The sequence below is a fragment of the Nonomuraea rosea genome, from assembly GCF_039539705.1.
Taxonomy (GTDB): domain Bacteria; phylum Actinomycetota; class Actinomycetes; order Streptosporangiales; family Streptosporangiaceae; genus Nonomuraea; species Nonomuraea rosea.
Genome location: NZ_BAABDQ010000037.1, coordinates 89,918 through 111,590, shown reverse-complemented (window position 1 = coordinate 111,590; position 21,673 = coordinate 89,918). Strand labels below are relative to the sequence as shown.

General features: G+C 69.7%; 18 protein-coding genes. 7 read left to right on the top strand and 11 right to left on the bottom strand.

The features are described 5' to 3' along the window. Positions 1-22: 22 nt before the first annotated feature. The 3 genes from ABEA43_RS51210 to ABEA43_RS51200 all read right to left on the bottom strand — a co-directional run bounded on the left by ABEA43_RS51210 (position 23) and on the right by ABEA43_RS51200 (position 2,660). On the bottom strand, positions 23-793 hold the full coding sequence (locus ABEA43_RS51210; protein ID WP_345573506.1) for a thioesterase family protein: 771 nt from the start codon (positions 791-793) through the stop codon (positions 23-25). Between the two features lie 28 nt (positions 794-821). Further along, entirely contained in the window at positions 822-2,312 is a 1,491-nt protein-coding gene (locus tag ABEA43_RS51205; RefSeq protein ID WP_345573581.1) for a hypothetical protein, read from the bottom strand. A gap of 123 nt (positions 2,313-2,435) precedes the next feature. Further along, entirely contained in the window at positions 2,436-2,660 is a 225-nt protein-coding gene (locus tag ABEA43_RS51200; RefSeq protein WP_138694562.1) for a hypothetical protein, read from the bottom strand. Positions 2,661-2,814: 154 nt separating this feature from the next. Here ABEA43_RS51200 and ABEA43_RS51195 point away from each other — a divergent pair, with 154 nt between their 5' ends. From ABEA43_RS51195 to ABEA43_RS51185, 3 genes are all read left to right on the top strand, one after another. Further along, positions 2,815-3,381, top strand: a complete 567-nt coding sequence (locus tag ABEA43_RS51195; protein ID WP_345573501.1) for an HhH-GPD-type base excision DNA repair protein — start codon at positions 2,815-2,817, stop codon at positions 3,379-3,381. 246 nt (positions 3,382-3,627) lie between these two features. Continuing rightward, complete coding sequence (locus tag ABEA43_RS51190; protein WP_345573499.1) at positions 3,628-5,721, top strand: SpoIIE family protein phosphatase; 2,094 nt, start codon at positions 3,628-3,630, stop codon at positions 5,719-5,721. A 242-nt stretch (positions 5,722-5,963) separates the two neighbouring features. Continuing rightward, a complete protein-coding gene (locus ABEA43_RS51185) occupies positions 5,964-7,616 on the top strand; it encodes an RNA polymerase sigma factor (RefSeq protein ID WP_345573497.1) in 1,653 nt (550 codons plus the stop codon). Positions 7,617-7,920: 304 nt separating this feature from the next. On the opposite strand, the gene ABEA43_RS51180 is transcribed toward ABEA43_RS51185, so the two are convergent. After that, positions 7,921-8,679, bottom strand: a complete 759-nt coding sequence (locus ABEA43_RS51180) for a YaaA family protein (protein ID WP_345573495.1) — start codon at positions 8,677-8,679, stop codon at positions 7,921-7,923. A 401-nt stretch (positions 8,680-9,080) separates the two neighbouring features. On the opposite strand from ABEA43_RS51180, the gene ABEA43_RS51175 reads away from it, so the two are divergent. Next, complete coding sequence (locus tag ABEA43_RS51175) at positions 9,081-9,776, top strand: GNAT family N-acetyltransferase (RefSeq protein ID WP_425570571.1); 696 nt, start codon at positions 9,081-9,083, stop codon at positions 9,774-9,776. A 283-nt stretch (positions 9,777-10,059) separates the two neighbouring features. Here ABEA43_RS51175 and ABEA43_RS51170 read toward each other — a convergent pair whose 3' ends face one another. Next, entirely contained in the window at positions 10,060-10,290 is a 231-nt protein-coding gene (locus ABEA43_RS51170) for a DUF7455 domain-containing protein (protein ID WP_345573491.1), read from the bottom strand. Positions 10,291-10,537: 247 nt separating this feature from the next. On the opposite strand from ABEA43_RS51170, the gene ABEA43_RS51165 reads away from it, so the two are divergent. Next, complete coding sequence (locus ABEA43_RS51165; RefSeq protein WP_345573489.1) at positions 10,538-12,604, top strand: DNA gyrase/topoisomerase IV subunit B; 2,067 nt, start codon at positions 10,538-10,540, stop codon at positions 12,602-12,604. Positions 12,605-13,125: 521 nt separating this feature from the next. Here ABEA43_RS51165 and ABEA43_RS51160 read toward each other — a convergent pair. After that, on the bottom strand, positions 13,126-13,620 hold the full coding sequence (locus ABEA43_RS51160) for a beta-class carbonic anhydrase (RefSeq protein WP_345573487.1): 495 nt from the start codon (positions 13,618-13,620) through the stop codon (positions 13,126-13,128). A gap of 138 nt (positions 13,621-13,758) precedes the next feature. Between ABEA43_RS51160 and ABEA43_RS51155 the strand changes: the two genes are divergently transcribed. After that, complete coding sequence (locus ABEA43_RS51155) at positions 13,759-14,076, top strand: hypothetical protein (protein ID WP_345573485.1); 318 nt, start codon at positions 13,759-13,761, stop codon at positions 14,074-14,076. A 34-nt stretch (positions 14,077-14,110) separates the two neighbouring features. Here ABEA43_RS51155 and ABEA43_RS51150 read toward each other — a convergent pair whose 3' ends face one another. From ABEA43_RS51150 to ABEA43_RS51135, 4 genes are all read right to left on the bottom strand, one after another. Then, positions 14,111-14,914, bottom strand: a complete 804-nt coding sequence (locus ABEA43_RS51150; protein ID WP_345573483.1) for an SAM-dependent methyltransferase — start codon at positions 14,912-14,914, stop codon at positions 14,111-14,113. A 78-nt stretch (positions 14,915-14,992) separates the two neighbouring features. Further along, complete coding sequence (locus ABEA43_RS51145; protein ID WP_345573481.1) at positions 14,993-15,940, bottom strand: ABC transporter permease; 948 nt, start codon at positions 15,938-15,940, stop codon at positions 14,993-14,995. Beyond that, entirely contained in the window at positions 15,937-16,950 is a 1,014-nt protein-coding gene (locus ABEA43_RS51140; protein ID WP_345573479.1) for a sugar ABC transporter substrate-binding protein, read from the bottom strand. The genes ABEA43_RS51145 and ABEA43_RS51140 overlap by 4 nt, the downstream gene beginning before the upstream one ends. Before the next feature lie 157 nt (positions 16,951-17,107). Then, a complete protein-coding gene (locus ABEA43_RS51135) occupies positions 17,108-17,683 on the bottom strand; it encodes a thioredoxin family protein (protein WP_345573477.1) in 576 nt (191 codons plus the stop codon). Between the two features lie 55 nt (positions 17,684-17,738). Here ABEA43_RS51135 and ABEA43_RS51130 point away from each other — a divergent pair, with 55 nt between their 5' ends. Then, complete coding sequence (locus ABEA43_RS51130) at positions 17,739-18,110, top strand: VOC family protein (RefSeq protein WP_345573475.1); 372 nt, start codon at positions 17,739-17,741, stop codon at positions 18,108-18,110. A gap of 145 nt (positions 18,111-18,255) precedes the next feature. Here the strand turns inward: ABEA43_RS51130 and ABEA43_RS51125 are convergent, their stop codons facing one another. Then, positions 18,256-21,411, bottom strand: coding sequence for a glycoside hydrolase family 3 N-terminal domain-containing protein (locus tag ABEA43_RS51125; protein WP_345573473.1), 3,156 nt, complete (start codon positions 21,409-21,411; stop codon positions 18,256-18,258). Positions 21,412-21,673 lie beyond the last annotated feature (262 nt).

Here is a 21,673-nt window from a genome sequence, read left to right as displayed (position 1 = left end):
GACCCCATCATGGCGGTAGCGGCTACCTCGGCGCGACGAACAACGTCTGCGTCGCCGTGCCGACCTCGCCGCCTTCGTCGTACAGGGTCGAGCGGGTCAGCCCTCTGCCCGACGGGCCGAGGACCGTGCGCGCGTCCATGCAGATCCACTCGCTGGCCGGGGCGCGGAACAGGGAGATGGTCAGGTCCACGTTCACGAACACGTGGGTGTCGAAGCCGACGGCGAAGCTGATGCCGTTGCCGCTGTCGGCGAACGCCGCCAGGCGCTCCAGCGGAGTGATCTCCTCGCCCTCGACCAGCGGCACGGTGAGCCTGCCCCAGACCGTGGCCGGGCCCACCTCCATGGGGCCGCCGGTGACGAAACGCCAGTCGAGCGCCCTGCCGTACCCGAAGCCTGAGCCCAGCCACGAGCGGGCGTGCTCCTCCGAAGGCGGCGGCACGGGCGCCGGCGGCCCTGAGACCGGCGTCGGCGGCGTCTCGGCCGTGCGGACGCGCCACGCGCTCGCCCTGACGTGCTCGCGGCCGCCGGAGGCGACGCTCGCCGTCAGGCACTGCACGCGCTTGCCGTCGCGGGCCACGTCGGTCGTGATCTCCAGCTCGCCCACGGGCACCGGCCCGAACACGTCCACCACCAGCCGGGACAGCTCCAGCCCCGGCCGCGGCGCGGTCTGGGCGAGCTCGTGAACGATCAGGGCGGTGACGGGTCCCATGTGCTGAGCGGCCGGATCCCATGGGCCCTGCGTGTGCTCCGACGCCAGGTAGGCGCCCCTGGCAAGGCGGGTGTACATCGCCATAGAACAAGATTCTACGGGCGGCTCGCGCCTAGATCTCGTCGGGGATGTCGGCGATGTCGTCGAGCGCCGCCGCCAGCTCGTCGGGGTCGCCCCCGATCCGCTCGGCGATCTCGATCAGTACGTGGAGCACGTCGTGCCGGTCGTGGCCGAGGTCGAGCAGGCGCTGCGCGGCCTCCCAGAGCTGCGGCGGGTCACCCTCCCACAGCCGGGTGGCGATCTCCTCGTGCCAGGCCAGATGCTCCTGGTCGATCGTGCCGCCGTGGTCGATCTCGAGTAACGTCCGGCGGTCGGCCTCGTCGGCCGGGTTGAGCAGGTCGAGCTCGACCCCGTCGTGCGAGCCCTGCAGGAAAGGGAAGGCGAAGATCCGCCGCGGCAGCGCCGACAGGTCGCCGTCGGGCAGCAGCCGCTCCAGCAGCGCCCGGTCCAGCCCCAGCGACGTCGGGTCGCGATAGGCCTCGGGGAACTTGCCCGTCGCCTCCCACACCGCGTCGAGCGTGGCCTTGAGCCCCTGCTCGGGCAGCCCCGTGCGGTGGGCGGCGAAGCGCACCCAGGCCGACAGCGCGTGCGGCATCGCCTCCTGCTCGGCCACGCTCAGCATCACCTTGCGCGGCAGCCAGCCCAGCAGGAACGTCTCGCACTTGGTCGGGCTGACCCGCAGCGGCCGGTTGAAGTCCTGCTCACAGCCGTAGTCGATGATGTGGTCGGCGCAGCGCGAGGCCGCGGAGGGGTCGGACAGGTGCTCGGCCGCGTCCGAGGCCAGGAACTCCGCCGCCAGCATGGCCCGCCGCTCACGGCTGTAGGGGGCCTCGATGTTCAGCGGCGCGGGCCGCTTGCGCCCGGGCGGCAGCGCCTTGAGCCGGGCGCGGGCGAAGGCGTGGTAGGCGCTGTAGCTGTCGCTCACCGGGGGCGGCGTCTTGGGCTCCCTGGTGGCCTTCATCGCCGACTCCAGCAGCGCCCTGGCCTGCTCGGGCTGGATCTCCTCGAACAGCAGCATCGGATTGCCCGCCGCCTCGGCCCTGGCCTGCTCCAGCAGCTTGTCGACGTGCGAGGACACCCAGGCGTCGCGGGCCATGCCGCTCATGTTGTAGTCGACGACCATGACCAGCGCGTGCCGGTCCATCGGCAGCGCGCCCTCGTTCCAGCGGTAGGCGAACGTGCAGATCACCGTGTCCTGGTCGCCGTAGGCGTCGCGGGAGACGTAGCAGCCGGCCGGCTTGACCGCGCCCACCCGCTCGGCCCAGCCGGGAGTGGCCACGCCCGACTCCATCATCGCCAGCGCCGCGCCCTCGGCCTTGGCGCCCTGACGGGCCGTGCCGAGATAGGCCAGGCAGATCAGCAGGGTCAGCGAGGCTGGCGTGCCCGCCTTGGCGGCGTAGTCGACCAGGCCCTCACCGAGCACCTGCTCCACGTCACCGCCCCTGACCCGCTTGCCCCACCAGGCGCCGATCATGTCGGAGACCATCAGCTCGGCGTCCAGAGGAGTGCGTACGGCGAGCAGCTCTCGGGCCGCCTGCACCATCTCCTTGAACACGTCGTCTGGCGGGGTGCTCTCCCGGGGATCTCGTCGGTGTCGGCGCACGCCCTCACTCTCTCGTATTCCAGGCGCAAACGGTGCGTAGAACTCGGCCTGGTGACCCCGATGTTATCGGGCGCTTCGGGGCGGCGGCGCGGAGTTGACGATCGCGAGCAAGTGCTCGCGAGCGATGCGTTCCACGATCTCGGGCGTCGCCGAGATGCCCAGATGATGCGCACACGCACACACGTCGGCGACACAGCGATCGATCGTGTCCACGGGTACGGTCAGGAACTCTTCGGCCAGCCTGAGACTGACCGGTTCCCGTAGGAACCGTGTGGCCAGAGCGAGCATAGATGTGAGATTCCTCTGGAGACCCGGGGGCAAACCCCCAGGAATGTCTACAGGGCGACTTGCGCTCTCATTTCATCTTTTCAGCGGCGTGTGTCAAGCCTCTACGACGCCTGTGTTCACTTCACAGCGTGCCCTTTCGTGCAAAGCTGTCTCCATGCGCATCCAGCTCGCCCAGCGGAGCGAGGCAGACGAGCTCCTCGGCCGCAGCCCGCTCGCCCTGCTCGTCGGCATGCTGCTCGACCAGCAGGTCCCCATGGAGTGGGCGTTCACGGGGCCCTTCACCATCTCCGAACGGCTGGGGCACGACCTCACCGCGGCGGAGATCGCCTCCTATGATCCTGAGGCGTTCGCCGCGCTGCTGGCCGAGAAGCCGGCCGTGCACCGCTATCCCAAGTCTATGGCGGCCCGGGTGCAGCAGCTCGCCGCCTACCTGGTCGAGGAGTACGACGGGCGGCCCGAGAGGATCTGGGCCGAGGCGGCGGACGGCAAAGACTTGCTGAAACGACTGATGGCCCTGCCGGGATACGGAAAGCAGAAGGCCCAGATTTTTTTGGCATTGCTGGGGAAGCAGCTGGGGGTCCAGCATTCAGGCTGGCGTGAGGCAGCCGGACTCTACGGCGAGGAGGGGTCACACCGATCGGTCGCCGACGTGGTCGACGCCGACAGCCTGGCCCGCGTGCGCGCCACGAAGCAGGAGGCCAAGCGCGCGGCCACGACCTGATCGCCATGGGAGAAATCCCTCCGGCAATCGGGCGCTGTAACCTGATCTTGCTGCGCAACGTGGAGCGACTTTGACAGGATGCGTAGACCCTAAAGGCGACCGGGCCACGGCGGGGGCTTCCGTCCACGCATGCCCATCGCCGATGATGTACTGCAGAATCCGGTCGCCCGGAGCTGCGCTACGCCGATACACAGTTATGGAGATGTGCCGCGTGGGAGACCCTGGCACGCGACGGAGGTGCCGACCATGAGCGCCGAGACCTCCGTTCCCCGTCCCCGGGAGTCGGATGTGGACATCTCAGACTCCGCCCTCTTCAAGGGCATGCTGTCGGAGGCCGAGTTCGCCTTCGCGTTCTTCGACGGCGATGGCCGCGTTCAGCGGGTCAACGACGTGTTCAGCGATGTCGTCAACGTGCCCGCCGACCGCATGATCGGCCGGCCGCCCGTCGAGGTGCTCGCCGCCGACCTCAGCCAGATCATCACCCACGCCGTGCAGGCCGTCATCGAGAGCGACGGGCCGGTCACCGAGGGGCGCGTACGCGTGCGCTCCGCCGAGGGCGACACCAGGCACTGGTCGCTGTCCTTCTCGCCGGTCCACGACGATCAGGGCGAGCTGCGGGCGATCGCCCTGGTCGGGCTCGACGTGACCGAGAGCCGCCAGACCGAGGAGGCGCTGCGCCGCAGCGAGGAGCGCTACCGCTCGCTGGTCGAGGCGCAGTCGCAGCTCGTCTGGATCACCTCGCCCACCGGCGCCGTCGTCGAGGACGCGCCGCAGTGGCGCGCCATCACCGGCCAGGGCCTGGAGGAATACCTCGCCAGCGGCTGGCTCGACGTCGTGCATCCCGAGGAGCGCCAGCAGACCGAGGAGGCGTGGCGCGAGGCGCTGCGCGGCCGCACCATGTTCGAGTGGAACTACCGGGTGCGCACCCGGGCCAGCGGCTTCCGCCACTTCGAGGTCCGCGCGGTGCCGATCATCCGCCACGGCAGAGTGGTGGAGTGGGTCGGCGCCAACACCGACGTGACCCCGCAGCGCGAGGCCGAGGAGATGCGCGGCAGGCTGACCGACCAGCTCGGCGCCGCCGCCCTGCGCACCGCGCGGCTCCAGGGCGCCACCGCCATGCTCGCCGAGGCCCTGACGGTCGAGCAGGTCGTGCAGGTCATCATCGACGTGGGCCGCACCGCCCTGGCCGCCGACCGCTCGGCGGTCGCGCTGCTCGACCCCGATCGCGCCGCGCTCAAGCTGATCAACGGCGAGGGCATCCTCGAGGCGTCCGGCGTGACCGGCGACGAGATCCCGCTGTCCCACTCCAACGTCATGACCATGGCGGTCAACAGCCGCAGGCCGGTCTTCGCCGAGTCCCCGGAGTCGCTGCGGGCCCAGCTGCTGGAGGCCGGCGGCGACGAGGAGGTCCTGGCCGGGTTCCTCGCCCACGGCGACGAGCGGGCCTGGGTGGGCCTGCCGCTGCTCGCGGCGGGACGTGCGCTGGGAGCGCTCCGATTCTCCTTCACCCGGCCGCAGAAGATCTCTCAGGAGGACGGCGTCTTCCTGGAGGCGCTGGCCGGCCAGTGCGCGCTGGCGGTCGAGCGGGCCACGCTGTTCGAGCGCGAGCACCGCACCGCCGAGACGCTGCAGCGCAGCCTGCTGCCCGATCGCCTGCCGGTGATCAAGGGCCTGGAGCTGGCCCAGCGCTTCCGCTCGGGCAGCCGCCACGTCCAGGTGGGCGGCGACTGGTACGACGCCTTCGTGCTGCAGGACGGGCGCGTGGCGGCCGTGGTGGGCGACGTCATGGGCAAGGGCGTCAAGGCCGCGGCCGGAATGGGCCGCATCCGCAACGCCATGCGGGCGCTCGCGCTGACCAACCCGCCGCCCGCGGCCGTGCTCACCGGCCTCGACCGGGTCTTCGAGGCCACGGAAGAGGAAGAGCAGGTCACGACCCTGGCCTACATGGTCGTCGAGCCCGGGACGGGCGAGGGCACGCTGGCTCTGGCCGGCCACCCGCCACCCGTGCTGGTCTCGCCGCAGGGCACCGCGATTCTGTGCGATGCCGAGCCGGGCACTCCGCTAGGCTGGCCGACCAGCCGCAGGCAGTTCCGGTTCGTGGTGCCGCCCGGCCATACCGCTGTGCTCTACTCCGACGGGCTCGTGGAGAACAGGAAACGCGGGTTGGACGCCGGACTCGCAGAGATTTGCAGTGTTGTGACCGAAGCGCCGCCTGAGGTCGTCAGTAGTCCGCACATGTTGCTGGACTTCCTGGTTGACCGGATGTTGTCTGGATATGAACAGGATGATGACGTTACCGCCCTGGCAATTCACGTGCCGCCCGCCACGAAGAGTGACTGAATGAAACAGTCATAACGGTTGCTTTCGGGTATCAGTGCCTCGCTTACGTACGCACTACTGTCTGGGTCGGCCTAGGGTGGAGGTCAACCGCCGGGAGGTGGCCGTATGGAGTGCGGGGTCGTGCCAGAATGCTGTGCAGGTCCGTCGCAGTCCAGACGGCCTCACCGATCTCCGAGAGAGGCAACAGCCCCCCAGCGGGCATCTGGGTCCATTGTCGCCACGCGTTCGTTCGAGAGGTGTTCGTGTCGCCTGCAAGTTCGACTCGCTCGAAGCCACAAGAGCTGAACGAGCCCGTCATTCAGCGACTGCTCGAGCGTGGGCGCTCGCAGGGTTTCCTCGAGTCTGAGGATGTCCGTCAGGCCTTCGAGGAGGCGGACATCCCCATGTCGCACGCCGCCGCATTCTTGCGGAACCTCAGTAAAGAGGGCGTGACCGTGGTGGTGACCGCCGCGGATTCGGCTGCGCCGAAAAAGTCTCGTGGTCCAGCAAAGCGCCGCACCGCCGCCCCCGTCAAGACCAAGACGGCGGCGGCCGCCAAAGAGCAGCAGCCCGAGACCGTGACAGCGGTCGTGGGCACGACTGAAGCCGAGCCGGCCGCCAAGAAGGCGGCCCCTGCAAAGAAGGCCGCTCCGGCGGCGAAGAAGGCCGCGGCTCCCGCCGCCGCCAAGAAGGCCGAGCAGAAGAGCGCTGGGCCTGCCGAGAGCAAGCAGAAGGCGTCCGACGCCCCCAAGGCCGGCTCGGACGACGACGAGGACATCGAGCTCGACGGCGACGTGGAGCTGGAGGACCTCGAAGACATCGAAGTCGACGACGAGGAGATCGTCGCCGAGGCCGATACCGAGTCCGAGGGCGACTCCGAGGAGACCGAGGAGGAGCCCAAGGCCGCCGTCGAGGTCGTGGTGGAGAAGACCGAGGACGAGGTCCTCATCCTCTCCGACGACGACGATGACGCCCCGGTCGCGCAGGTCGCCGCCGCCGGCGCCACCGCCGACCCGGTCAAGGACTACCTCAAGCAGATCGGCAAGGTCCCCCTGCTCAACGCCGAGCAGGAGGTCGAGCTCGCCAAGCGCATCGAGGCGGGCCTGTTCGCCGAGGAGCAGCTGGGCGGGGGAGAGACCGACGGGCTGCCCGTGGACGTCCGGGCCGAGCTGGAGTGGATCGCCGAAGACGGCCGCCGCGCCAAGAACCACCTGCTGGAGGCCAACCTCCGGCTCGTGGTCTCGCTGGCCAAGCGCTACACCGGGCGCGGCATGCTGTTCCTCGACCTGATCCAGGAAGGCAACCTGGGCCTGATCAGGGCCGTCGAGAAGTTCGACTACACCAAGGGCTACAAGTTCTCCACCTACGCCACGTGGTGGATCCGGCAGGCGATCACGCGTGCCATGGCCGACCAGGCGCGGACCATCCGCATCCCGGTCCACATGGTCGAAGTGATCAACAAGCTGGCCCGCGTCCAGCGGCAGATGCTGCAGGACCTGGGCCGCGAGCCCACGCCGGAAGAGCTCGCCCGTGAGCTGGACATGACGCCTGAGAAGGTCGTCGAGGTCCAGAAGTACGGGCGCGAGCCCATCTCTCTCCACACCCCGCTGGGTGAGGAGGGCGACAGCGAGTTCGGCGACCTCATCGAGGACTCCGAGGCCATCGTCCCGGCCGACGCCGTCAGCTTCACGCTGCTGCAGGAGCAGCTGCACTCCGTTCTCGACACATTGTCGGAGCGAGAGGCGGGCGTCGTCTCGATGCGCTTCGGGCTCACCGACGGTCAGCCGAAGACGCTGGACGAGATCGGCAAGGTCTACGGGGTGACGCGCGAGCGCATCCGGCAGATCGAGTCCAAGACCATGTCCAAGCTGCGTCACCCGTCGCGCTCCCAGGTGCTGCGCGACTACTTGGACTGACCTGCTCCGAACGCCGCCGCCCCGACCGGGTCTCTTCCGGTCGGGGCGGCGGCGTTTCTGGCCTTGGCTTCCGGTCAGCGTCTCCCGCCCGAGTATCCGGCCGTTGCCGCTTCCTGCCCGGCTCGATGCTTCCTGCTCCAGCTCAGGGACGGGCTGCTCGTTGCATTTGTGTGGGCCCGCTCCTGCAGCTTCCGGGCCGACCCGCTCCTGCAGCTTCCGGGCGGGACACGGTCGTGGCCCGTCTTCCGGGTGCCCGCTCTTCCGTTCGGTCCGTTCGCGGCTGGTTTCGGCCGGCCCTTTTGGCTCAGGTCGTCTGGTGGGACGCGTCGGTGACGTGCACGTCCAGGGTCCATGGGCGGTTGGCGCGTGCGGGCTCGGCCAGCTCGACGGTGTAGCCCAGGGCGTCGAGGGTCTTGGCCAGCTCGCCGGGGGTCGTCGGGGCGGTGTCCTGGTGCAGCAGCGCCCGGGCGATCTCGCCGCGAGTCGCCTTGGCCATGTGGCTGACGACCTTGCCATCCCTGAACACCCGGACCGTGACCGAGCGGTCGCCGGGCTGCCACGCGCCCGCGTACGTGGCCGATCGGAGATCCACCACCAGCCCGGGGATCCGGTCCAGCTCCTTCGTGATCTTGGGCCGCCAGAACGCGGCCAGCCCGCCGAGGGGCGGCAGGTTGACGCCCATCGAGAGGCGGTAGGGCGGGATGTGATCTGTGATCTTCACCACACCCCAGAGGCCGGAGAAGATCAACACCGACTCCTCAGCCCGGCTCCTGGCCTCGTCCGTCAAGGTGCTCAGGCCGAGGTTGTCGTAGAGGACGCCGGTGTAGAGATCGGCGGCGGGGAGGGTGGCGGCGGTGCCGAGCACGGCGTTCTTGGCCAGCTCGCCTGCCAGCCCGGGCGTCAGGCCGAGCACGTCGAGGGCGTCGCGGCGCTTGGAGGCCCGGACGAGCGCGGTGAGCACTCGTTTGCGGGCTCTGCCGAGGGTGGGGAAGGACAGCTCGCCGACGGGCGGACCGCCGCACTCGGACGCCTTGCCTTCTGACGGCGGCAACAGGATCAGCACAACGCCCTACCCTATTAGTCCTGGCCAGCGGGTCATTTCCGCGGCCGCCGGTTTCCGCGGCCGCCGGTTGCGGTTGCTGTCCTCTTCAGGCCCAAGTCTCTTTTACGGCGGGCCAAGTGGGCGCCGGCCGCCGCCCGGGCCGGGCCCCGTCCAGGGGGACGCTTACCGAGCCCCCCGGCCGGCCGCCGATACGCCGTCTTGTGGGACGAGGGATCGGCGTGCATACCCAATCGGTATCGATCCAAAATCGGCATGCTTCTCCGCGGAGTGGGCCCGTAAGCGCTGAGTGACCGGGGCGGGCGCTCGCCGTCCTGGGGGGTTGCGACACGCCCGGGCGGTCCGCAGTCGCCGGTTAATGGGGGCGGCGCTGTGGGCTGTCGCAGGTCAGCTAGGCTGCGCGGGTGAATTTCGACCTACTTGTCCACGAAGCCTGGCCCGCCTATGAGCAGCGTTCCCATGAGGGATGGGTTCTTCGTTACGCGGGTGGCGTGACCAAGCGGGCGAACTCGGTGCTGCCCCTGGGTGGTCCCGCCGACCTCGGCGGGGCGATCGAGGTGGCGGAGGCGTTCTACGGGGAACGGGGGGAGCGCTGTGTCTTCTCGATGGGCCCGAACGCCACGCCGGGGTTGGATGAGGAGCTGGCGCGACGAGGGTATGAGGTGGTCGATCCCACTCTCATCATGGCCGGGTCGCCCGATTTTCCGCCCGCTCACGAGATCAGGGTCGAAGATCGGCCCTGGCAGGGCTGGCTCGAAACGTGGTGGGCCGTGGACGGCCGCTACGGCATCGGGTTCGAGGAGGCTGAGCGCATCTGCACCGGGGTGCCGGCTTGGTACGGGGCGTATGAGGAGGACGGGGTGGCGCTCGCGGTGGGGCGGGGCGTGCCCCAGGGCGACACGCTGGGGATCTTCTGCATGGCCACCTTGCCCGAGGCGCGCCGTCGCGGGCTCGCCCGTACGGTGCTGCGGGCTCTCGTCCGGCATTCGGGCGCGAAGTCCGCCTATCTGGTGACGACTGCTCCCAACCAGGCGGCGCAGGGTTTGTATCGGAGCGAGGGCTTCGAGATCGCGGGCCGCTACCACTACCGGGTCCGCTGATCGCTCGCCATCCGGTCCGCCGGCTGTTCACCGTTGTCCCGTGAGGTCCCGGCTTGTGGTGGGCGCGAGGTTCACGAGCGTGCTGTCTGGGCTCTTGTTCCGGCTGTTCCGGGCTGGTTCGGGGCGCGACACGCCCGGCCGGTGTTCGTTCCGTACTCGGTGAGTCCTAGGGTTTTGGCGGTCTGTGGCGGGGGCGGAAGCGCAGAACGGCGGCCCCGGGAGTGCCGGGGTCGCCGTTCTGGTTACGCAATATGTGGTTATCTCATCACGACGAGTGCCAGAATCAGCGCTCGCCGTTGGGGGCAATAGAAGTGGTTTCGCTGAGGCGAGCCGACTCGTCCAGGATGTCGGCGCCCTTTTCGCGCAGCACTGCCACGTGCTGACGCCCGTGGTGGGCGCAGAACAGCAGTTCCCCACCTATCGGCAGGGTTGCGCGAATGTAGGCCTGGGCACCGCAGCGGTCGCAGCGGTCGAGGGCCGTCAGCGGCTTAACGGGGGCGAGAGCTCCAGTCACGTATCGCCTTTCGGGTCACCCCCGCCGAAGCGAGGATCTGGCGTCAGTCACTTGGAACAACATCTAACCGGACGTGGACGTTCCCAACCGCCCCCTCTCTACGCCCAGAGCAGAATGTGTCCGAAAGTAATGATGATCAGCCGGTTGGTAACGGCAAACGTCCCGCCATGGCAAGCTTGTACGCGCGCGTGTGGGAAGAACGGTAAGCTGCGCACACGTGTTCGATGCCTAAACCAGGGGAGCTGGAGTGACGCTAGTGGAGGCGGGTTACACGGCTCGTCACCTGTCGGTGCTTGAGGGCCTCGAGGCCGTTCGCAAGCGGCCAGGCATGTACATCGGGTCCACCGACAGTCGCGGGCTCATGCACTGCCTCTGGGAGATCGTGGACAACGGCGTCGACGAGGCGCTGGCAGGGCACTGTGACCGTATCGAGGTCGAGCTCTACGCCGACGGCTCCATCGAGGTCCGTGACAACGGCCGGGGCATCCCCGTGGACATCGAGCCCAAGTCCGGCTTGCCCGGGGTCGAGCTCGTCTACACGAAGCTGCACGCGGGCGGCAAGTTCGGCGGTGGCTCCTACGGCGCCTCCGGCGGCCTGCACGGCGTGGGCGCCTCGGTGGTCAACGCCCTGTCATCACGCCTGGACGTCGAGGTCGACCGCGACGGAATCGTGCACGAGATCAGCTTCCGGCGCGGTGTCCCCGGCATCTTCGACGGCGACGGGCCGACGGCCAAGTTCAAGAAGAAGTCCGGCCTGCGCGACGGCGGCAAGGTGCTGAAGAAGGTCACGGGCACCCGTGTGCGCTTCTGGGCCGACACGCAGATCTTCCTGCCCGACGCCGAGGTCTCGCTCGACGAGATCCACGTGCGCCTGCGGCAGACCGCGTTCCTGGTGCCGGGGCTGACCCTGGCCGTCTGCGACAGCCGGCACGAGGAGCGCATCGAGGAGGAGTTCCGCTTCGACGGCGGCATCTCCGAGTTCACCGAGTTCCTGGCCCGCGACGAGCCGGTCTGCGACGTGCTGCGCCTGCAGGGCGTGGGTCACTTCCACGAGACCGTGCCCGTGCTCGACGACCAGGGCCACATGACGGCCACCGAGGTGCAGCGCGAGCTCACCGTCGACGTGGCGGTCCGGTGGGGCAAGGGTTACGAGTCGACCGTGCGCTCGTTCGTCAACGTGATCGCCACGCCCAAGGGCGGCACTCACCTGACCGGGTTCGAGCGCGGCCTGGCCCGCACGATCAACGAGCTGCTGCGCGAGACCCGGCTGCTGAAGAACGGCGACGACCCGGTCAACAAGGAGGACATCTCCGAGGGCCTGACCGGGGTCGTCACGGTCAGGGTGCCCGAGCCGCAGTTCGAGGGCCAGACCAAGGAGGTCCTCGGCACCTCCGCGGCCACCCGCATCGTCTCCCACGTGGTCTCGCGCGAGCTCAAGGAGCTGTTCACCAACCCGCCGCGCGGCTACAAGCAGCCGCTGCGGGCCGTGCTGGAGAAGATCGTGGCCGCGGCCAAGGCGCGCATCGCGGCCCGGGAGCATCGCGACAACCAGCGGCGCAAGAGCGCGCTCGAGAGCTCCGCGCTGCCCGCCAAGCTGGTCGACTGCCGCAGCGACGGAGTCGATCGCAGCGAGCTGTTCATCGTCGAGGGAGACTCGGCGCTGGGCACGGCCAAGCTGGCCCGCGACTCGGAGTTCCAGGCTCTGCTGCCCATTCGAGGCAAGATCCTCAACGTGCAGAAGGCGTCCGTGAGCGACATGCTCAAAAACGCCGAGTGCGCCAGCATCATCCAGGTCGTGGGAGCGGGCTCCGGGCGCTCGTTCGACATCGAGGCCGCCCGCTACGGCAAGGTCATCCTCATGGCCGACGCCGACGTGGACGGCGCCCACATCCGCTGCCTGCTCCTGACGCTCTTCCACCGCTACATGCGGCCGATGGTGGAGGCGGGCCGCGTGTTCGCCGCCGTGCCGCCGCTGCACCGCATCGAGCTGACCAACCCCGGCCGGGGCAAGGACAAGTACATCTACTGCTACTCCGACGCCGAGCTGCAGAAGGTGCTCCGGGATCTGGAGCGGCGCGGCAAGCGGTGGAAGGACCCGGTGCAGCGCTACAAGGGTCTGGGCGAGATGGACGCCGACCAGCTGGCCGAGACGACGATGGATCCGCGGCACCGGATCCTGCGGCGGGTCAGGATCGAGGACGCCGAGGGGGCTGAGAAGATCTTCAGCCTGCTGATGGGCAGCGACGTGGCGCCGCGGCGGGAGTTCATCGTCAGCAGCGCCGCCGAGGTCGATCGCGACCACATCGACGCCTGACGCTCGCTTCGGCGCATTCAGGGTCTTCTCCAGATTCCTACGGAGAGGGCCCTGTAGGCGTTTCTGGGGCTAGGAAGGGGTGTGCCTGACACCCTGGGGTTTCTGAGGCCTTTCGTGGCTCAGCGGTCTATGTGGGGCTTCTGGTGCCGCCCCGGATCGCCGCCGCCCCGTTGGGCGATTGCCCAGGCCGGCGGCGCTTCCCGGCGTCGGGCGAGTTTGCCCGCCCGACGGTGCCAGGGATGTCTCGTAGGCGCCTGCCCGACCTGCGGGTTCGGAGGTGTCTCCTGCCCCCGCGCTGCGGGTCCGGAGGCGTCTCCAATCCCGCCCTGCGGATTCGGAGGCGTCTCCAATCCCGCCCTGCGGATTCGGAGGCGTCTTGGAACCTGCCTGCCGGGGCACGCGTGGCGTCCAGCGCTTTCATGCGCGCCTGACCGTCCTGCGGTGCCTGGAGCCGTTTCGTCACGGGCCTGCCTGGCCTCGCGGCGTCCGGAAGCGCCGCCGTTGGAAAGGCTCGTGCGTGCTCAGTGCGGGCTGGAGGACAGGCGGCCTGTACGGACGTCGTAGATGGCCCCGGCCACCGGCATGCCCTCCGGCAGGAACGGGCTCGTCCTGATGCGCACCAGATCGTGGCGGAGGGCCTCGTTCTGATCCGGCACCGTGCGGAACTCCAGGCTGCGCGTGTCCACCCCGCGTTCCTGCGTGAGCGCGTGCACGTCCGAGTCCGTCACCTTGGTCATGCCGCAGTCCGTGTGCGGCATGACGAACACCCGCTCCACCCCCAGCAGGTAGACGGCGAGCACCAGAGTGCGCAGCACGTCGTCCGTCACGCGTGCCCCGGCGTTACGGAGGATCTTGGCGTCGCCCGCCTTGAGGCCCAGCAGGCCCAGCGGGTCGATGCGGGAGTCCATGCAGGTCACAACGGCCAACCCGCGGGCGGCCCGGCCGGTCAGCCCCGAATTGCCAAACTTCTTGGCGAACTTCGCGTTACCGGCGTAGAGGTCGTCGAACGCACTCATGCCACAAATGATTCACCACGTCCCAAAGCTGGTGGCTGCCGGGGTGGCGACAGGCTGGAGTTGGCAAACGTCCCACAGAAACCCATCACCTTGCGTGATGATGTCGTAGCCGTTCGTACGTATCGAAGAAGGTTAGCCGTGAGTAGGTCGGAATCGCTCGCCGCATATCTCCGCGCTCAAGCCCGGGGCCGGCTGGACCGTGTGGAGTCCAACGACGACGGGCGCAACGCGCGATGTGCGCTGGCCCTGCTTGACACGGCGGCCTACGCGGCCAGCCTGCCCGACGACGATCCGCTCATCCTCCTGCTGGATCAGGCGGGCTGCTACGGGCCGCTGGGGTGTGAGAGCTTCGATCCCGGCGAGGCGGGGACCCGGCTGATCCGGCTCTGGCAGGGCGGCGAGCCGCACGAACTGCTGCTCGCCCTGCCCTCCGCCATCGCCGCCGCGAACTCGTAGCGCCCGTGCCGAGGGCGCGGTCCCGGCGCGTCGTTCAGGGCTTGTGGCCGACGCCGACATACCACCACTCGCTGCCCGCCAGCTCGGTCTCCCAAGCCTCGTCGGGCCGCCAGTCCGCCACGTGGGTCACCCCGGGATCCAGCAGGTCGAAGCCGTCGAACATGTGCTCCACCTGCGACTGGCTGCGGTGGATCAGCGGCGCGTCCGCGTCCTCGTACACCTCGCGGGCCGCCACCCCCACCTCCGGGTGGGCGTCGTCGGTGAGGTGCGAGATGACCAGCGCGCTCCCGGACGCCATGCGCTCGCGGAACGCGGCCACCACGCCCCACGGGTCGTCCCGGTCGGTCAGGCAGTGCAGCACGCCCAGGAACACCACCCCGACCGGCTTGCTGAAGTCGATCAGCCGCTGGGTCTCCGGATCGTCCAGGATCGCCGCGGGCTCGCGCACGTCCGCGTGCACGATCGTGATGTTCGAGTCGGTCCCGGCCAGCAGGGCGCGGGCGTGGACGATCACCACGGGGTCGTAGTCCACGTAGACCACGTTCGCGGCGGGGTGCACCTGGCGGGCGACCTCGTGGATGTTGTTCTGGTTGGGGAGCCCGGTGCCCAGGTCGAGGAACTGATCGATGCCCTGCTTGGCGACATACCGTACGGCTCTGCCCAGGAAACGCCGGTTGGCCAGGCAGATCTCCCTGCTGGGACCCAGCGCCATGATCTTTTTCGCGGCCTCGCGATCCGCCGCGAAATTGTCCTTGCCGCCGAGGTAGTAGTCGTACATGCGCGCCGAGTTGGGAATGCTGGGATTGATCCCCTTCGGGACGCGCGAGGGGTTGGTCATCTCGGCCTTTCAGATCCGCACCGCTGACTGACTACAGCAGATCGTAACGCTCATGTGACACAGTTTGGATCTTTCCGGTCAATCCCTGTGATGTCTGAGCGCGTAGTCGATGCTCACGGCGGTCAGGATGAGCAGGCCCTCCACGATCGGGCGGTAGGTGGAGTTCCAGCCGAGCAGGTTGAAGCCGTTGCCGATGAGCGTGAGGATCAGCACGCCGACCATGCCCCGCCAGACGGCGCCCTGGCCGCCCAGGATGCTGGTCCCGCCGATCACGGCCGCCGCGATGGCCGTGAGCTCCAGCAGTGTGCCCATGTCCGGCTGGGCCGAGCCGCCGCGCGCGGCCAGCACCAGCCCGGCCAGCGCCGCGCAGGTCCCGCTGACGGCGAACACCGCGACCTTGATCGAGCGCACCCCGATCCCGGCCAGCCAGGCGGCCGTGGGATTGCCGCCGACCGCGTAGACCCGCCGCCCGAACGTGGTCCGCGCCAGCAGCACCGACGTGAGCACGGCGGCGGCGACCAGCAGCCAGGACGATCCCGTGACGCCTCCGAGCACCGTGGGCCAGCTCAGCGACTGGAAGCCGGCCAGGTGGGCGGCCCCCGGGTAGACGATCGCGCCGCCGGTGATGACCAGGGCCAGCCCGCGGTGCACGATGCTGAGCGCCAGCGTGGCGATGAACGAGTTGACCCTGGTGAGCACCACGACCAGCCCGTTGAACGTGCCGAGCAGGGCGCCGGTCGCCACGCCCGCCGCGTACCCGGCGGGGACCCCGGCCCGGTCGGTGACGAGCACCGCCACGATGGCGCTCACGGCCAGCACCGCGCTCGCCGACAGGTCGAACACCCCGCAGATCACGCACAGCGTCATGCCGCACGTGAGCAGCCCGACGACGACCGCCTGGTCCAGCAGGTTGACCAGGTTGGGGGCGGTCAGGAACGTGTCCGTGGACAGCGACAGCGCCACCACGAGCGCGGCCACCACCAGGACGATCCCGTAGTCACGCAGCGCCGGGTAGCGAAGCGTCATTCGTCGTATTCGCCGGTCACCTGGGCGAGCGCGTCCTTGGTCCCCATGCTCTTGCCGGGGTCGACGTCGGTCATGATGTTCGTGGCGGGCACCTGCTTGCCGAGCGCCTTGCTCAGGCCCAGCTCCGCGGCCTTGGCGCCGAGGGTCTTGACCGGCAGGTAGTACGCGGCGTACCAGCGGCCCGCCCGTACGGCCTCGACCGTCTGGCGGGAGGCGCCGTTGGCGACGTACAGGATGTCCTTGTCCTTGGCGACCGCCTCCGCGCCCAGGATGGCCTGGGACGCCCCGATGACCACGTCGATGCCCGGATCCTTCTGCAGCACGTCCTGCATGGCCTTGCGGCCGCTCTCCTGCGTGTATCCGCCTTCGAGCTGGGCCTTCAGCTCCACGCCCGGCGCGGACTTCAGCACGCCGACGGCCGCCTGGGTGCGGGCGTTGTCCAGCGGCAGCGCCTTCAGGCCCTCCAGATAGCCGACCTGGCAGGGGTTCAGCTTCTTGCTCTCGCACGCCTGGACGGCCAGTTTGCCGAGCCCCTCGCCGTTGAGCGTGGGCACGTCCACGAGGGTGATCGTGCCATCCACCTGCGGGTCGGCGGTGTCGTACCGGGTGCCGACGGGCGTGAAGTGGACCACGACCGAGATCCCGGCCTGTACGGCGGAGCGGATCGCGGGCACCACGGCCGCGCCGTCGTTGGCCTGGACCACGAACACGTCGAACCGCTTGGCCGTCACCGCGTCCTGGAGCTGCTGGACTTGGGCTTGGGCGTCGAAGTTCGGGTCGAGGAACTCGGCCGTGGCGTTGTTGGCCTTGGCGTACTCCTCGACCCCGGCGAACGTCGCCGCCGCGAAGGAGTTGGCCTTGGCGAAGCCGAAGAACCCGATGCGTTTGGCGCCGCCAGAGCCGGTGGATGGTGCCGCGGTGGTGGTGCCGCCCGTGCCCGGATTGACGCAGGCGGTGGCGAGCAGGGCCACCGCGGCCAGGGCGGGTAACGCGGTCCAACGTGGGACCATCTGCGGTCTCCTTCGCATCGTCGGCGGCGAACGCAGGTCAACGCGCAAATGACCCGCTATGTGGGGGCATGCCGGGACTTCGTGCCTGTGATCATAGAGAAGCCGGAGGGGCCGCGGAGGCTTCTCCGACCGACGAGGCGAAGGAGACGCGCGTTTCTCAGGCGCCTGGGCCAGAGGGGGCGTTGCCGGGCTTCCACTTGATGCCGCAGCCGAGCGCCGGGTTCTGCTCCTCGGGCACCGGGTCGCCTGCGAGCAGGGCCTCGATGGCCGCCCGCAGGGACGATCCGGTCACCGGCACGGAGTTGCCCGGCCTGGCGCCGTCGAACTCGCCCCGGTAGACGAGCCGGAGCTGGGCGTCGTACAGGAAGAAGTCGGGTGTGCACGCGGCCTGGTAGGCCTTGGCCACCTCCTGGGTGTCGTCGAGAAGGTACGGGAAGGTGAATCGGGCGCGAGCGGCCTGCTCCGCGAGGTGTGTGGGGTCGTCGTCGGGGTAGTTCACGCTGTCGTTGCTGCAGATGGCCACGATCGACAGCCTGGCTCCGTAGCCGGCGGCCAGGGCCCCGAGACCGTTTTCGATGTGCCGCGCGTACGGGCAGTGGTTGGACAGGAAGACCACGAGAGTGGCGGGCGAGCCCTTGAGATCCGCGAGGGAGACGCTGCCGCCGTTGATGGCGGTCAGGTCGAAGGCGGGCGCGGGGGTGCCGAGAGGGACCATGAACGAGTTGGCAGCCATGGCATTCATTCTTGTCTGCGGGCGAGCCGGCAAAACGAGACTGAAAGGTGAATTGATGGGCGGCATCGCGGAGTTCAGGACCGTCGTCTTCGACTGCCCCGACCCCAGGAAGCTGGCGGAGTTCTACTCGAACCTGCTCGGGTGGCCCGTCACGTCCGTCGAGGACGACTGGGTGGTCGTCTCCGACGGCGGGTCGCCCAGACGGCTGGCCTTCCAGCTCGCCCCCGACCACCAGCCGCCGCAGTGGCCCGACCCCGGGCACCCGCAGCAGATCCACCTCGACCTCACGGCAAATGACCTGGACGAGGCCGAGGCGCAGGCGATCAAGATCGGCGCGGTCAAGCACGAGCACCAGCCGAGCGAGGAGGACAGCTTCAGGGTCTTCCTCGACCCGGCCGGGCACACGTTCTGCCTCTGCCGCGACTGAACCGCCTGAGAAGACTCCCGGCCGGCGGCCCGGGCCCGGGCAAAGGGGACTGCTCCCGGGCCCGCCGTTCACGGCCGGGATGGGGACTGGCCTCGCCCACGCGAGGTCAGTCCCCGAAGCTTCCTAAAGCGAGGTCCCGGAAGGCTTAGCGGACGGACCGGGCCAGGAGGTCCACCGCCTTCCTGAGGTTGCCCGCCGCCAGCTCGTGATCGGCCGACGCCTGCAGGTCGAGCCGCTTGCCGCCGCGCTGCGCGACGTCCCTGGCCACCGAGACGACGGCGTCGTCCAGGGCGTACGTGTCGGACTTCGAGCGTTCGAGCAGCGCCGCCGCCGCGCCCAGCGCGCCCAGGACGGCGCGGGAGTCGCGCACGGAGCCGTCGGCGGTCCAGTTGCGGCCGGACAGGGCGAGCGTCAGCGTCGCGGCGGCGGCCCTGGACAGGCCGTCTCCGGCGGCGAGCCGGTCCCGTGCGGCCTTGAGCCGGTCACGGCCCCGGTCGGTACGCAGCCCCCACCCATACGGGAACAGCGGGTCGTACGCCGCGTCGCCCACGTTGATCGGGACCTGGTCGGCCGAGCGGAACCAGGTGAACGGCAGCCGCCCGGTGTACGGGAGCGCGCCGAACAGCGGATCGGCCACCCCGTCGCCCTCGGTGCCGGGCAGCCAGGCGGCCACCACGGCCTCGGCCTGCGACAGGTCGCCGAGCACGAGGGGACGCCCGGAGACGACCAGCACGACGCACTTCATCGCCCCGCAGACCTTGTCGATCGCGGCCCGGTCGGCGGCGGACAGGTCGAGCGTGCGGCCCGCGCGGCCGACGTCGCCCTGGCCCTCGGCGTACGGCGTCTCGCCCACCACCACGACGCCCACGTCGTGCCCGGCCAGGCCGGCCGAGGCGTCACGGGAGTAGGTCACGGAGGCGGCGCGGGAGCGGACGGCCTGGAGGATCGTGGTCCCCGGAGTGATCGGGCCGGACGAGCCCTGCCAGCTGATCGTCCAGCCGCCGGTCTGGTTGCCGATGTCGTCGGCGTTCGACCCGGCCACGTAGACCTTGGCGTCGCGGCGCAGGGGGAGCAGGCCGCCGTCGTTCTTCAGCAGCACCTGGGACTTGGCCGCCGCCGTGCGGGCGACCGCGCGATGCGCCGCCGAGCCGACGTCGCCGAGGTGGGTGCGGTCGGCGTACGGGCGTTCGAACAGCCCGAGCCCGAACTTCTGCGTCAGGATCCTGGAGACCGCGTCGTCCACTCGCGACATCGGCACCCGGCCGGCCTCGACCTCGGCCTTGAGCGTGCCGGTGAACGCCGGGTACGCGTACGGCACCATGATCATGTCGAGTCCGGCGTTGATCGACGTGCGCACGTCGCTCGGGTAGTCGCCGGGGATCTGGTCGATGGCCTGCCAGTCGCTGATCACGAAGCCCTTGAAGCCGAGCCGGCCCTTGAGCGTGCCGGTGATCAGCTCCTTGTGCGCGTGCATCTTGAGCGGTCCGTCGCCGAAGTCCACGCTGGAGAACGACGGCATGACGGTGGCCACGCCGCGCTCGACCGCCTCGGCGAACGGCGCGAGGTGGACCGCCTCCAGCTCCTGCCGGCTGACCTTGGTGACGCCCTGGTCGATCGTGTAGTCGCCGCTCGTGGAGGAGCCGTACTCGGTGCCGCCGTCGCCGATGTAGTGCTTGGCCGTCGCCAGCACCCCGTTGTCCTGCAGGCCGTCGACGATCGTCGCCATCCTGGACACCAGCGCCGGATCCTCGCCGAACGACTCGTACGTCCGGCCCCACCGGTCGTCGCGCGACACGCACAGGCACGGCGCGAAGTCCCAGGGGATGCCGGTGGCCTTGACCTCGCGGGCCGTGATCTTGCCTTCCTGCTCGACCAGCGCGGGGTCGCGGGTGGCGCCCATGCCGATGTTGTGGGGGAAGATCGTCGCGCCGACCAGGTTGTTGTGCCCGTGCACCGCGTCCACGCCGTAGATCAGCGGCACCTGGAGGCGCGTCTGCCGGGAGCGGAGCTGGTAGGCGTCGACCATGTCGGCCCACGCCTGCGGGGTGTTCTGGGCGGGGGCTGAGCCGCCGCCGGACAGCAGGGAGCCGAGCAGGTAGGTGGCGATGTCGCTCTGCTTGGCCAGCGCGCCGCGTTCGGCCTGCGTCATCTGGCCGATCTTCTCGTCGAGGGTCATCCGGCCCAGCAGGTCGGCGACCCGCTCCTTGACGGGCTTCCTGGCGTTCAGATAGGGGAGGCCGTGCGCGTTGACGACGATGACCGGCTGCTCGGCCGGAGGCCTGGTGCCGGCGCCGGACAGTTCGATCGGGATGGTCTCGGCGACCTCGTTCTGGGCGTCGCGCGCGATCTTGACGGTGAACGACCTGGCCGAGCCGGACGCGGTGCCCGCCGGGAAGGCCAGGGTGCCCTGGGCGGCGGTGTAGTCGGCGCCGGGGGTCGCGGTGCCGGCGCCCGTCCGGTAGTCCACGCTCAGGCCGGCGGGGAGCGGCGTGCCGGCGGCCGTGGTGACCGTGACGCTGACGCGCACCTGGCCCTGCTCATTCACGGGCTCATTCACGGGCTCATTCACGGGCTCATTCACGGGCTCATTCACGGGCTCATTCACGGGCTCATTCACGGGCCCGTTCACGGGCTCGTTCACGGGGTAGACCGGGCGGTCGGTGGAGAGCCGCACGGGGCGCGGGGGCCCGGTGCCGTAGACCTGGACGTCGTCCCAGGTCAGCGTGCCCGCGGCGGTGGGCAGGCGCATCGAGTAGCCCCACATGGCGAGCAGGTCGAGCTCACCGTCCGTGGGGGCGCCGCCCGGCTGGTAGTCGGTGCGGCGGGTGAAGCTCGCGAACGGCACCTGTACCTGCCGCCAGCCCGCCGTGTCGTCGGTGAAGGAGGACTCGAACAGCTCGGCGTTGCCCGCCCCGCCGCCGCCGTCCTTGACCTCGAAGAAGATCTTCTGCCCTGAGGCGGCGCCGTTCACCCAGAAGGAGAAGCCCTCGTAGGCGGACCAGTCCTGGGTGGCGGGCAGGTCGTGGGACCAGCCGCCCCATTGGCTCACGTTGTAGACGGACTTGAGCGCCCGGTTCGCCGCCGGCGCGCCTGGGCGGTCGGTGGCGGGCTCGGTGGTGAGTGCGGGGGTCGAGGCCGCGTCGTTGCCCCAGGCGTACACGCCTGCGGGGACGCCGTCCGACTGGAAGTCGGTGATCGTGAGCGGCTCGGCGGCCGCGGCGGCGGGCGTCGAGGGTGCGGCGACGACGAACGATGCGATCAGGGCGAGTGCCGCCCATAACGGGGGTCTGGATCGGGACACGGTACCTCCAGCTGGGAGAGAGCGCTCTCTCAGATGAGATCGGCCCGAGTCCGCATTTCATAACAGCCGCGCGGGCCCTCATGTGCGCGGCCGTGCCCGTTCAGGCTTTCTATCTCGTACGGCAAGCCACGGTGGGCCGCCACCCACCGCACCTCGGCCGAGGACCTCCAGGAAAACGGCCGCTGACCCGCACCCACGTCCCGCCGTCACGTGCGCCCCCAGACCCGGGAGAGCGCTATCACGACGACGATGGCCGGCCCAC

Bases quoted from the DNA above. Each gene is read 5' to 3' on its own strand.
- ABEA43_RS51195 (WP_345573501.1), top strand. From the start codon at position 2,815: ATGCGCATCCAGCTCGCCCAGCGGAGCGAGGCAGACGAGCTCCTCGGC.
- ABEA43_RS51200 (WP_138694562.1), bottom strand. From the start codon at position 2,660: ATGCTCGCTCTGGCCACACGGTTCCTACGGGAACCGGTCAGTCTCAGG.
- ABEA43_RS51135 (WP_345573477.1), bottom strand. From the start codon at position 17,683: ATGGCTGCCAACTCGTTCATGGTCCCTCTCGGCACCCCCGCGCCCGCC.
- ABEA43_RS51130 (WP_345573475.1), top strand. From the start codon at position 17,739: ATGGGCGGCATCGCGGAGTTCAGGACCGTCGTCTTCGACTGCCCCGAC.
- ABEA43_RS51145 (WP_345573481.1), bottom strand. From the start codon at position 15,940: ATGACGCTTCGCTACCCGGCGCTGCGTGACTACGGGATCGTCCTGGTG.
- ABEA43_RS51190 (WP_345573499.1), top strand. From the start codon at position 3,628: ATGAGCGCCGAGACCTCCGTTCCCCGTCCCCGGGAGTCGGATGTGGAC.
- ABEA43_RS51210 (WP_345573506.1), bottom strand. From the start codon at position 793: ATGGCGATGTACACCCGCCTTGCCAGGGGCGCCTACCTGGCGTCGGAG.
- ABEA43_RS51140 (WP_345573479.1), bottom strand. From the start codon at position 16,950: ATGGTCCCACGTTGGACCGCGTTACCCGCCCTGGCCGCGGTGGCCCTG.
- ABEA43_RS51205 (WP_345573581.1), bottom strand. From the start codon at position 2,312: ATGGTGCAGGCGGCCCGAGAGCTGCTCGCCGTACGCACTCCTCTGGAC.
- ABEA43_RS51150 (WP_345573483.1), bottom strand. From the start codon at position 14,914: ATGACCAACCCCTCGCGCGTCCCGAAGGGGATCAATCCCAGCATTCCC.
- ABEA43_RS51160 (WP_345573487.1), bottom strand. From the start codon at position 13,620: ATGAGTGCGTTCGACGACCTCTACGCCGGTAACGCGAAGTTCGCCAAG.